Source organism: Microcoleus sp. B7-D4, assembly GCF_036705125.1.
GTDB lineage: Bacteria > Cyanobacteriota > Cyanobacteriia > Cyanobacteriales > Microcoleaceae > Microcoleus.
On record NZ_JAUBTT010000004.1, the window covers coordinates 69,831 to 82,151 of the forward strand.

General features: G+C 46.4%; 9 protein-coding genes. 7 read left to right on the plus strand and 2 right to left on the minus strand.

Annotated features, from left to right (window positions below):
* Position 1: 1 nt before the first annotated feature.
* From QUB12_RS02375 to QUB12_RS02385, 3 genes are all read left to right on the plus strand, one after another.
* Positions 2 to 2,698, plus strand: coding sequence for a tetratricopeptide repeat protein (locus QUB12_RS02375; protein ID WP_333138537.1), 2,697 nt, complete (start codon positions 2 to 4; stop codon positions 2,696 to 2,698).
* A 759-nt stretch (positions 2,699 to 3,457) separates the two neighbouring features.
* Entirely contained in the window at positions 3,458 to 4,186 is a 729-nt protein-coding gene (locus tag QUB12_RS02380) for a response regulator transcription factor (RefSeq protein ID WP_333142334.1), read from the plus strand.
* Between the two features lie 228 nt (positions 4,187 to 4,414).
* Positions 4,415 to 4,813 (plus strand): winged helix-turn-helix domain-containing protein, encoded by a 399-nt coding sequence (locus QUB12_RS02385; protein ID WP_333142335.1) that lies wholly within the window; start codon positions 4,415 to 4,417, stop codon positions 4,811 to 4,813.
* A gap of 137 nt (positions 4,814 to 4,950) precedes the next feature.
* On the opposite strand, the gene QUB12_RS02390 is transcribed toward QUB12_RS02385, so the two are convergent.
* The gene (locus QUB12_RS02390) at positions 4,951 to 6,909 is read right to left on the minus strand and encodes a cation:proton antiporter domain-containing protein (RefSeq protein WP_333305282.1); all 1,959 of its coding nucleotides are present in this window, start codon (positions 6,907 to 6,909) and stop codon (positions 4,951 to 4,953) included.
* On the opposite strand from QUB12_RS02390, the gene QUB12_RS02395 reads away from it, so the two are divergent.
* Complete coding sequence (locus tag QUB12_RS02395; RefSeq protein ID WP_333305344.1) at positions 6,872 to 7,030, plus strand: hypothetical protein; 159 nt, start codon at positions 6,872 to 6,874, stop codon at positions 7,028 to 7,030. The two genes, QUB12_RS02390 and QUB12_RS02395, sit on opposite strands and share 38 nt — an antisense overlap.
* Positions 7,031 to 7,706: 676 nt before the next feature.
* Here QUB12_RS02395 and QUB12_RS02400 read toward each other — a convergent pair.
* Positions 7,707 to 8,987 carry a GH25 family lysozyme gene (locus QUB12_RS02400; RefSeq protein ID WP_333305284.1) on the minus strand — a complete coding sequence of 427 codons (1,281 nt, stop codon included), beginning with the start codon at positions 8,985 to 8,987 and terminating at the stop codon, positions 7,707 to 7,709.
* 113 nt (positions 8,988 to 9,100) lie between these two features.
* Between QUB12_RS02400 and QUB12_RS02405 the strand changes: the two genes are divergently transcribed.
* The 3 genes from QUB12_RS02405 (at position 9,101) to QUB12_RS02415 (ending at position 12,210) form a co-directional block, all read left to right on the plus strand.
* On the plus strand, positions 9,101 to 9,595 hold the full coding sequence (locus QUB12_RS02405; protein WP_333305286.1) for a DUF427 domain-containing protein: 495 nt from the start codon (positions 9,101 to 9,103) through the stop codon (positions 9,593 to 9,595).
* 546 nt (positions 9,596 to 10,141) lie between these two features.
* Positions 10,142 to 11,260: a diguanylate cyclase domain-containing protein gene (locus QUB12_RS02410; protein WP_333305288.1), complete on the plus strand. Its 1,119-nt coding sequence runs from the start codon at positions 10,142 to 10,144 to the stop codon at positions 11,258 to 11,260.
* A 29-nt stretch (positions 11,261 to 11,289) separates the two neighbouring features.
* Positions 11,290 to 12,210, plus strand: coding sequence for a hypothetical protein (locus QUB12_RS02415; RefSeq protein ID WP_333305291.1), 921 nt, complete (start codon positions 11,290 to 11,292; stop codon positions 12,208 to 12,210).
* The last annotated feature ends 111 nt before the right edge of the window (positions 12,211 to 12,321 follow it).

The following is a 12,321-nucleotide window of genomic DNA, read 5'->3' on the forward strand; positions in this document are numbered from 1 at the left end:
CATGAAGCCTTTCTCGCTAAAACTGCTCAAATCCAGTAATCGTAAAGTGCGATCGGGCTTCCTCTTTCCCCTCGCCTTTTGCCTTTTGTCTGTTGCCTTTTACATTCCTCCGCACTCCCCACTCCCGGCTGCTGCTCAGGCGATCGAGGCTAGTGAAGCAGAGGCCGATCGGCTGTGGCAGCAGGGCAACCAACAATTTCAGACTCGCCAATTCCCAGCAGCGCTGAATTCTTGGCAACAGGCACTGCAAATTTATCGCGCCCTCAAAAACCACGAAGGGGAAGGTGGGGTACTGAACAATTTGGGAGGTGCTTACCGCTATCTGGGCAACTATGCCAAAGCCATTGAGTATATGCAGCAGAGTTTAGTCATCGCCCGCGAAATTAAAGACCGCGACGGAGAATGGGCAGCACTAGGCAATTTGGGAATCGCTTACAAATCTCTGGGCAATTATGCCAAAGCGATAGAGTATGGACAGCAGAGTTTAACCATTGCCCGCGAAATTAAAAACCGCTTTGGGGAAGGCGCAGCACTAGGCAATTTGGGAATCGCTTACAAATCTCTGGGCAACTATGCCAAAGCCATTGAGTATGCACAGCAGAGTTTAGCCATCGCACGCGAAATTAAAGACCGGGACGGAGAAGGGACAGCACTGGGCAATTTGGGAGGCGCTTACCTCTATTTGGGCAACTATGCCAAAGCCATTGAGTATACACAGCAAAAGTTAGCCATCGCCCGCGAAATTAAAGACGGCCAAGGGGAAGGTGGGGCACTGAGAAATTTGGGAGTCATTTACCGTTCTTTGGGCAACTATGCCCAAGCCATTGAGTATGCACACCAGAGTTTAGCCGTCGCACGCGAAATTAAAGACCGCCAAGAGGAAGGTGGGGTACTGAGAAATTTGGGAGTCATTTACCATTCTCTGGGCAACTATGCCAAAGCCCTTGATTATGCACAGCAGAGTTTAGCCATCGCACGCGAAATTAAAGACCGCCTTGGGGAGAGTGTGGCATTGGAGACTTTCGGAGTTGCTTACCACTCTCTGGGCAACTATGCCAAAGCGATCGAGTATTCACAGCAACAGTTAGCGATCGCCCGCGAAATTAAAGACCGCGACGGGGAAGGTGGATCACTCGGCAATTTGGGACTCGCTTACCTCTATTTGGGCAACTATGCCAAAGCGATCGAGTATTCACAGCAACAGTTAGCGATCGCCCGCGAAATTAAAAACCGCCTTCAGGAGGGTAATGCACTCAACAACCTCGGAGTGGCGTTCTTGCAAGCTGGCAACCCAACAGAATCTGAAAAAATGCTCATCAATGGGATTCAAGTTTGGGAATCGATGCGGCAAATGCTCGGCTCCAACGATGCAAATAAAGTCTCCATCTTTGAAGGACAAGCTAACACTTATCGGACTTTACAAAAAGTCCGGGTGGCTCAGAATAACCCGATCGCCGCTTTAGAAATTGCCGAACGGGGACGTGCTCGTGCCTTTGTCGATCTCCTGACAGAACGCTTATCGTCAGGTTCTACCAATCCCGTTATTAACACTTCTCCCAACCAGGATCAAATCCGACAAATCGCCAAAGCACAGAACGCCACTTTGGTGCAGTATTCCATCATCTACGACAACTTTCAGATTCAGGGCAAACAAGTAGGGCGAGAATCCGCGCTCTACATTTGGGTGATTCAACCCACGGGCGAAATCACCTTCCGCCAGGTAGACCTCAAACCTCTCTGGCAGCAGCACAAAGTCTCCCTAGCCGATCTAATTATTGGCAATCAAGAATTCCTTGCCGTCCGCAGTCGTGGCAGTTCCCCCGTTCTTCAAACCCAACCCGATTTACCGACGCTGCATCAACTGCTGATCGATCCAATTCAAACGCTTCTACCAAAAGATCCCAATGCCCATGTCATTTTCATTCCTCAAGCTTCGCTCTTCCAAGTGCCTTTCCCCGCTCTGCAAGATGCCAACGGCACTTACTTAATCGAGAAACACACCATCTTAACTGCACCTTCGATTCAAGTTCTGGCATTAACCAGACAACAACGACAGAAGTTAGCATCTCAGGCATCCCATAGCGGTAACGCTTTAGTCTTGGGCAATCCCACGATGCCGAGTGTGTCTCTCTCTCCGGGAGAACCCAAACAGCAATTGTCTCCTCTACCAGGAGCAGAAGCCGAAGCCAGAGCGATCGCCCCTCTGCTCAAAACCCAAGCCATCACAGGCGCTCAAGGTACAAAAGCTGCGATCGTCCCAAAAATGCCCCAAGCATCGATTATTCATCTGGCAACACATGGATTGCTGGATGATGTGCGCGGATTGGGAAGTGCGATCGCGCTGGCTCCCTCTGGCAGCGATGACGGCTTATTGACCGCAGAAGAGATTTTCGATATGAAACTGCAAGCAAATTTAGTCGTTTTGAGTGCTTGCAACACTGGAGAAGGCAGAATTACCGGGGATGGCGTGATTGGCTTGTCGCGCGCTTTGATTTCAGCAGGAGTGCCGAGTGTAATTGTTTCTTTATGGGCGGTTCCCGATGCGCCGACATCCGAATTGATGCGATCGTTTTACCAAAACTTGCAAAATAATCCCGACAAAGCACAGGCATTGCGGCAAGCGATGTTAACCACGATGAAAACTCATCCCCAGCCGCGAAATTGGGCGGCATTTACTCTTATTGGGGAATCAGAGTAAGTTTTTATGAATAGCGAATCAGCTCAATGTTTTTCTACTAAATTTTAATCGCAATCGTTTGTTTTTACAGCACTTTTGCAGGTTGATCTGAAGCTGTCATCTGCCCAGTCCTCCCGCCCACCCGGTAGTCCTTAGCGGGAATGAATTCCACGGGGCTTATAGCGAAAGTCCTCGCTATGAGGACTAATACCAAATCTAACTTAAATACCCTCTTTATTTCTTAGGAGCGCGAATTAAATAACTTACAATTTTAATTGTTATTGTGGGATGGGCGTCCCGCCCGTCCAAAAAGGACGGGCGGGACGCCCATCCCACAAACTTGTGGAAGTTATTTAATTCTCATTCCTTAGTCTGCGGAGGCAGACTTCGTGTGTGTAGTAGCGGTTTCAACCGCCGAATCATAAAGGGGGTAGAAAACCCGGATTTTTCTTCTGGGTCCTGATAGCGAGGACTTTCGCTTTGAGGCAGGGGTTAAAACCCCTGCCGGACTATAGGTTTAACTTTTTATAGGGCTGGAGATTCTTCGTTTTACTCAGAAGGACAGAACTACGTCCCAATGCGTAAGTCCTGATATTCGCATACGTTGCACTTTCCCGCAATCAAGTTTGCACCTGATACTTCATCAACTCTGTGGGTAGAACGAATGATTTTTTGATCGGAGCTGCTTAAGATTTAAGTAAAGAATGAATCTAATTAGAACAGAGTTTGAACCTACAATTCCTAACTTGGCACCATTAACTAACAAGAGAGTCGAACATTATGACAATATCTACTGGTCAAAATCACAAAATTCTGCTTGTAGAAGATGACGCCCCCGTCCGCACTCTCGTCTACCGCTTTTTGAACCAGACATATCAAGTACAAGTTGCGGCAGACGGCAAAACAGCTCTCGAAATTTTTGAGGAATTCAACCCTGTTCTGGTGATATTGGATTGGAATTTACCCGACACAACTGGGTATAAACTCTGCCAACAAATGCAAAATCAAACTAATGTTTTAGTTGCAATTCTGAGCAGCCGCACCGGCCAAGAAGATCGGATTAAAATCATGAAAGCAGGTGCCGATGATTTTATTTGCAAACCGTTTAATCTTGAAGAATTGGCAGTGAGAGTTGAAGTCTTGTTGAGGCGGGCGAGATCCGTCGCTCCGCCCAACCTTATCTTCGGTCAATTAGCGATCGATTTAGTGGGTAGGCAGGTGAGATTGAAGGAGCAAATTCTAACGCTGACAGCCTTAGAATTTGAAATATTGTGTTTTTTGGCAACTCATTCGGGTAAAGCTTGCAGCCGCCAACAGCTAATCGAAAAAGTTTGGGGGTGGAAATCCAATTATGCAACCGAAGAGCGAGTGGTGGACGTGCATATCGGCCAAATTCGCAGGAAAATGGCTAAAGTTGATGCCGCTGTTCCCAATTTTATTCAAACTGTTCGGGGATACGGTTACAGTTTTGCTCCGAGCGCTCGGAGTAACAAGGTAGTTTGTAATTGAAACAGTCCTTCCTTAAGAAGGAGGACTTTGAAGCATCTTCCCCTCTTTATTAAGCGTGCAAGGGGATATCTAAGGGCTAATTAAAAGACTGTTAAGCTGTTTAGCATTTAAACTGCGTATTTTACAGACTGAAACCCAATACTTGCTTAGATAGCCTCTGAGTTTTACATGGTGAACAGCTTACTCGCTTTCTTGAACTTTGAAATAGTCGCAATAGAGTCAAAAATTATGACGATATCTACCGCTCGAAATTCCCAAATTCTGGTTGTAGAGGATGACGCCCCCGTCCGCAATCTTGTCTTCGGTGAACTAGCGATCGATTTAATCAGTAGAGAGGTGAGATTGAAAGAGAAAACTTTAGCTCTCACACCTTTAGAATTTCAGCTATTGCATTTTTTAGCCATTCATTCGGGTAAAGCCTGGAGTCGCCAACAGCTAATCGAAAAAGTTTGGGGATGGAAATGCAATGACGCACGAGACGAGCAAGTGGTGGACGTGTATATCCGTCTGATTCGCAGGAAAATGGCTAAAGTCGATGCCGCAGTGCCGAATTTCATTAAAACTACTCAAGGATACGGTTACATTTTCCATCCGATCGCTCGCAATCACAGGGTAGTTTCTAATTGAAGAATCATTATTATATCAGGTAAATTGAACACCGCTATAGTCTGGTCAATTTACCTGCTGTATTTTTATGCCGATCGATGAAAGCAAAGCCGCGATCGCGACAAGCAGATTATAGAGTACGATCGGGATACTAACCCTTATCGCGAAACTGGTGGCTGCAAAACTTTAGCATCCTTTGCTATTTCCGCTGACTCCAAAACCTCCTCTAAAACCGGAGAAGGAATTGGCACTTCTTCAACTACCTGATGCTTTTCCATAGTCAAACGAGACTGCGACGAACCCGACAATCTTTTCAACAATTTCGGTGTCGGATCGTACAGCAAATAAATAATTCGATCGCCTGCTTGCCAAATCTGAGTCGCCGACACTACTTGCAAGTACCCTTGCCTTTCCAGCAGCAGCGGCGCCAACTCCCCGGCTTTAACCAAAGCTTGCAAGTGAGCAATCTGAAACTGCAATCCCTCTGTTTTTAACTCAGTTTCCCCCAATTTCACTTCGCCGTCGCTTAAATATTCGTTCCAATCCTTCAGCGACAAATCGGAGACAAAAGCTTGATTGATTTTAGTCGGATTTGCAGGCGTATTTGCTTGCGGATCTTTGGGGAATATTGCCAAAACCCTCGGCGGTGCAAACTCTTCGGCCGCTCGCTGAGCTAACACTAAGTTTACCTCGCCGTTGTTAGTCATTGCCAGAAAAGTTCCCATCGATTCCAGTCCGGCTTCTTCTAACACGCTGTGATCCAGAGCACTGCTCAAAAACACCCGCAAACCCTCTCGTTCTGCTTGTTCGCAAGCTTCGGGATTTGTGTCGATAATTGCCACCGATTCTCCGCGTTCTTGAAACAAGCGAGCAATTAATCTGCTCAAAGGATTTGACCCGACAATTGCTGCACCTGTTGCGGATTTTGAGGTGATGCCCAAAATTTGAGCCATCCGTCCGGCGGTTAGTCCCTGGACGAAAACTGTCATAATAATTGTTAGGAAAACTAAGGCTTTAATCGAGTCGCCGCCGTTGATTCCCCGCTGGGTGAGCAAAATTGCAAATAAAGATGCGATCGACGCTGAGACAATTCCCCTCGGCGCTACCCAACAAACAAATAATTTCTGCCGCCAATTCAGTCCGCTGTTCCAAGTACACAGCCAAACGTTGATCGGCCGCACTACCCACATTAAAGCTAAAACTGTAAACAAACTTCCCCAACCGAGCGCGACCACACTAGCGAGGGATAAATCGGCCGCCAGCAGCACGAACAGCATGGAAATAGCCAGGACTGTGAGTTGACCTTTAAACCTCCTCAGCAGCCTTTCTTCCGGGACAGCAGCGGCTCTGAGGACGATGCCGGAGAGGACTGTTGCCATCAGTCCCGATTCGCTGCGGATTTCTTCTGCTAAGCCGAAAAATCCCCACAAACCAGCTAAAACTACTAAGTTTTTGAGGTCTTCGGAGAGAAATTGCGATCGCTTGAGAATGAATCCCAGCAGCCAACCTCCTGCAACTCCGATGACTGCGCCAACGAAGAGTCGCACGATTAAATCTCGGAACACAACCAGCAAATCAGCATTGCCGTTCAAAATAATATTCAGCACCAATACTGCCAGAATTGCCCCGACAGGATCGATTAAAACGCCTTCTGCTTCTAGCAAGGCGGCAACTTTTTTGTCAACGGATACTTGTTTGAGCAAAGGGCCGATTACCGTCGGGCCTGTGACGACTACTAGAGAAGCATACAGAAATGCGATCGGCCAGGGAAATTCCCCCAACCAGTGTGCGGCCATTCCGCCGCCTATTAGCGTAATTAAAGTGCCTACCGTAACTAAATTGCGGATGCTGCCGGAAACTTTGCCTAAGTCTCGCAATTCCAAATTCAAGCCGCCTTCAAACAGAATTAAAGCTACGCAAAGGGATACCATAACTTCCAAACCGCTGCCCAGCAGATTGGGGTGCAGCACTCCGAAGCAGTCTGGACCGGCTAAAATGCCAAACAACAGCAAAAAGACGATCGCCGGAACTTTCAGATAAGCGGCGAGAACTTGAGCGCTGATGCCACAGATGACGGTCATGACCATCAACTGGGTGATGTTAAAGGGGATTTCCATAGATATTATTGTTACAGGCTGCCCGCTTAGTTTTAAATGTGCGATCGCGGGTAATTGGAGTGCAGGCGCTATTTTCGGCGCAGCTTACAAACTCGGCACGGCCCTGCATTTTTCCCAATAAGATTAAAAAACCTTGATAGTCGCTATAACTTTATCAGATAATTCTCTTGGCGTCAAAGATGGCAGATCGCTGTAGCTAAGCGAGAGATTATCTGTTATGTTCGAGAGTCTGATGGGGTGCGGGCAGAGAGGGAGAGGGTTTGACTAATTTTGATGGGGAGTCAATCGATTGCGCGATTTTAGATTTTAGATTTTAGATTAAAGAATTGAAGCATTGACCCCACGGATAAATACGTTCGGCAAGTTTCATCGGATACAGGTTTTTTATTTCACCGGTCCTGAGTCTGCTTTCGGAATGAATCCGGGGGCTTGTATCCTAGATGCTTGATTGTCAATCTCCAATCAAAAAGCTCACATCTCAAATCGATCGCCGCCAGACTCATCTTTAGAGTAGTTTCCATCTAAAAAACTCTAAAATCCCATGATTCATCTGTAGAGTCAATCTCAAATCTAAAATCTAATCGATCGCCCTCAGACTCATCTTTAGAGTAGAGTTCCCATCTAATATTATGTCCGGTCGATTACCCCTAATACGGTAGGGGCCCGTGAGCCAACAATACCGGCCAATAATTGACCATCTCAAAAACCCGCCCTTTTAATCGCGGTCACTCGATCGGACATGATATAAAATCTAAAATCGCAAGATTCATCTGTAGAGTCAATCTCAAATCTATAATCTATAATCGATTGGCATTCTGCCACCTGCGAAGAAACTCCGATAGAATTGCCGGCGAAATTCGCCCTTCCAGCCAATCTAAAGCCTGGTTCTGGTTTGGTGCAGCCCGATAAAATTTGCACGCATCTATCAGCCGAATCGGAGAATTAGTGACAATAGATTGAGAGCGCCATTTTTGTGCAAACTCGTTAATAATAGCCGGAGAAAGTTGTTTTTGCAGCCAATCTAAAGCTTGGTCTTGTTGTGCTAAACCGCGATAAAATTTGCCGACATCTATCAATCGCAAATTAGTGTCTGGAGGTAAGGCAGTTGCCCGCCATTTTTGAGCAAAGTCCGCTAAAACAGAGGTAGGAACCTGACTTTGCAGCCAAATTAAGGCAGTATCTTGGCTAGCCTTAGCTTGATAAGACGAGAATACCTGAGTCAGCCGCACGTCTGATATGGGAGTGGGAGTCGGAGTGGGTGTCGGCCGCGGAGTGGGTGTCGGCGCTGGAGGGGGGACAACTACTTTGGGAGATTTTCGCATCAAAGCGGCCCAGGTTTTGAGGCTGGCAATGCCGTCTGGATTGAGACCTTGAGATTTCTGAAACGAGATTAGCGCCGCTGTGGTGTTGGCTCCAAATTTACCGTCCATCGCGCCTTGATAGAAACCTTTAATTCTTAATTCCCTCTGGATGTCTGCAACTTTATAACTTACGGCGCCTTCTCGGACGCTTTCATAAATATTGGTGTCTACATTGCCCGATACGCCGGAGACGCTGCCGCTGTCGCTGTACTGCCAAAAAGTCCAAGTTTTCCAGCCGCCGGGAACCCAAGGTTCCTCAGCAGTGGTATAGTGAGCAATCCACAGCGGGTAATCGGCAAACCGTGTTGTCCCCAGGTTGTCCCAGAAACCGGGGTAGGTGTAGATAATCGGTCGCATCAAGGTGGCTTTTTCGACGGCTTCTAGCCAAATTGCGGCTCGATCGCACAATTGATCCACACTCAAACCGCCTGTAGTTTCGATATCCAAGACTGCGGGCAAATCCCCCGCTTCGAGTTTTACAGTTTTCAAGAACAAATCTATTTGTCCTTGAATGCTGCTTGCAGGTCGAAAAAAGTGGTAAGCACCGCGTTGAATCCCCGCCGCTTTCATGGCCGCCCAATTGCGGGCGAAAGTTTGGGCAACGAACGTTGCACCCTCGGTCGATTTGACAAAACTGAAGGTAATACCATCCCTGGCAACTGCTTGCCAATTGACATTGGGCTGGTAGTCGGAAACATCTATACCGCGAATACTCATATTACAAAGAGTTGAGAAAAGCTGGTTTGCTCTGAAGCAGCGACTCGATTAAGGGTACATTAATTTGTAATGCTAAGTCGCTAATTGTTTTTTTTGGAGGGGAGATGGTGCACATGAACTTCGATCGAATAGAGCCCGGCCCTGGTCAAGAGTCTGTTTGGGATTACCCGCGTCCCCCTCGGCTTGAGGAATCGACCAAACACGTACAGATAATTTTTAATGGAGTGACGATCGCCGACACGCGCCGTCCTCAGCGGGTATTGGAGACGAGTCACCCTCCTGCCTACTATATCTGCCCCGATGACATCAAAATGGAATATTTGCACAAAACTTTACGAGGCTCTTGGTGCGAGTGGAAGGGACAAGCCGGTTATTACACTGTGATGGTAGAGTCGAAAGAAGTAATAAATGCTGCTTGGTTTTATCCCAATCCTAATCAGGTTTTTGCAGCTATTAAAGATTATGTGGCTTTTTATCCGAGCAAGATGGATGCCTGTTATGTGGACGGGGAATTAGTGCAATCTCAACCAGGGGATTTTTACGGCGGCTGGATTACCAAAGATATTGTCGGCCCGTTTAAGGGAGGGGCAGGAACTTGGGGGTGGTGAGAAAGTTTTGAGTTTTGAGTTTTAAGTTGAGGACAGGGGCAGACACCGCGTTTTTTTACGCAAAACCTCGTTACAGCCTCGACCCCGGTTTAAAAACCAGGTTTCTTGAGTTTGTGTGCACCGTCAATCGATTTTAGATTTTAGATTTTAGATTTTAGATTGAAGCATTGACCCCACAAATAAATTCGGGGGACTTGTTTATCGGATACAGGTTTTTTATTTTTCCACGGATGAGTACGGGGGCTTGTATCCTGGATGCTTTCGGTCAATGAGTTGAGGAATGGCGTCGAAATCGGTTTTTTTACGCCGTAAAAAGCCCCTCATCAAAAATCGAGGAAAAAAATAGAGAATAATTCAATAAATCTGTAATTTAGTGAGCATGAATCAATGCAATGCAGCTACGGCAAAAACTCAGGCAGCAGCAGTTTCCATTATTTAAAAATAGTGTAGTAAATAATACAACCAATGGTAAGAAATAAATAATTATATAATTTAAGAGCTGACACTAGCTTTGTTGCTGGTTTATTGTTTATTCGGATCTGCGCTGTGTCTGTTGAATTTATTGAGCCGTCTAACTCGCCAGAACACTCACCCCAAAATTTATCTTTAGAGTCTACCCTTAAGGATCTGGCTCTATTCAATTTTCAGGTTGACTCCTCATATCTAGCCAAAGAAGTAGCTCGGTTGTTTCAATCTCACCCGCTGCTTCCGGGAGTTATCTTGACCGTAAATGGGGAATTTTTAGGGATGATATCGCGTCGGCGATTTATGGAACGAATGAGCCGCCCTTACGGAGTAGATATATTTGCTTGCAGACCGATTATAGCCTTCTATCAAATAGCTCAAACCGATATTTTAATTTTACCAGGAGTAGCCTTAATTGTCATGGCAGCTCAGCGCTCCGTGCAGCGACCGCCGGAACTGCTTTACGAGCCGATTGTTGTGCAGTTAGAACCTCAAGTTTACCGACTTTTAGACGTGCATCAACTCTGGGTAGCTTTATCCCAAATTCACCAACAAGCTACTTGGTCTATGAGCGAACTTTATTACAATTTATCGATCACGCAATCCGAGTTAGAAGCAGCTAATTCTCAATTAAAAGCAGCTAATTCCGAATTGTATCGCCTTGCCAACTTAGATGGCTTAACTCAGATTGCCAACCGCCACTGTTTTAACGAATACTTAGAGAAAAAATGGCAAGAATTGGGAGAAGCAGCAGCGGAACTATCTTTGATTTTATGCGATGTTGACTTTTTTAAGACATACAACGATACTTACGGACATCAGGCGGGAGATGCTTGTTTGCAGCAGGTAGCCGAAACTATTGTTGAGGCTGTACATTACTCAGCAGGCGAAGTTTCGGAGGAGACTCTGGTAGCTCGTTACGGAGGTGAAGAATTTGCGGTAGTTTTACCCCGCACTTCGTCTGAAATAGCTGTTTGGATTGCAGAGCGAATTCGAGTTTGCGTCAAAGAACTAGAAATCGAACACCTTAATTCAGCGGTGTGTTCTTTCGTAACGCTGAGTTTGGGGGTAGCGAGCACCTTTCCTCAGCCCGAAACTTCCCAGGAAAACCTGATTGCAGCGGCAGACCGTTCGCTTTATCAAGCTAAAGACTTAGGGCGCGATCGAGTGATTTTAGATGCTATAAAATTAGATAAGTAGAAGAGGTTTAGTTGAGGAACTTTTGGCTTATGGAATTGCAGGAATGGCAAAATTTGAGCGAAGAACAAAAAAATCGCTACTCACAGGAATTAGCAGCACATCTGCCACAGTCAGTAATTTTTAAAGGTTTGCGATTTTACCCTGATGGCGGCCCCGAACTCTCTATTGCCATTTTTGAGTATGGAGGAGCTTTATTTTCTCTGATGCCAGGAGGCGAAGTTCAAGTCGGATACGAAGCCAGCAACTTTCACCCGACAGACGAGCAAATTGAATCATTTCAAAATAGTTCTGAGGAGTATGAGATCGATCGAGATATATACTCTTACGTCCAAAGCGTCACTACACCTCCTCGAAAGGTGACATTTTCGCCGATGCTTGTAGAAATTCAACCGACAAAAATCGGTCTTGAGGCAATTAGTTCGGAGTCACTTAAAATCCAGAATTTATTAAAAGAGTTTCCAGACAGGCAGAGGATGATATGTAACGATAGATACGGATTCGATCGTGCTGAGGATGGCTCGATTGAGGCTTGGCAAATTACGAGCAAAACGCATGAAGAACTCGCGACTGAATTGGCGACTGAAGGACTGCGCTTGCTAACTTTCGACGAATGGGAGTATGCTTGCGGTGCCGGAAGTACCACTCTATTTCGCTGGGGAGACTTAAATCCTAGCGATTGCTACCCAACTGACAAGGCAGCCGACTGGAAACTCCACTTGCAGCCCAACCTTTTCGGACTCCACATCGCTCAAAATCCTTACGATGGCGAGGTAATTAGCGACAAACATACAGTCCGAGGCGGAGACGGCGGATGCTCCATTTGCGGTGGACTTGGCTCTTTTTTTGGTTGGTTGCCACTAGCAACTGCCTACTGGGAACCCGATGCACTTGAGTGGTTGGATGAAGACATTAGCGGAAACCTCATGCGCCGCATAATTCCATTACCCTAACGCTGATTCTGGCTTTTTCTTCCCTATTCTTCCTTCGTGTCCTTCGCGTCTTCGCGGTTCAATCATACTAATTCTTCCTGCCCAAAAGTAGATATTTGCAACCGATCGCCC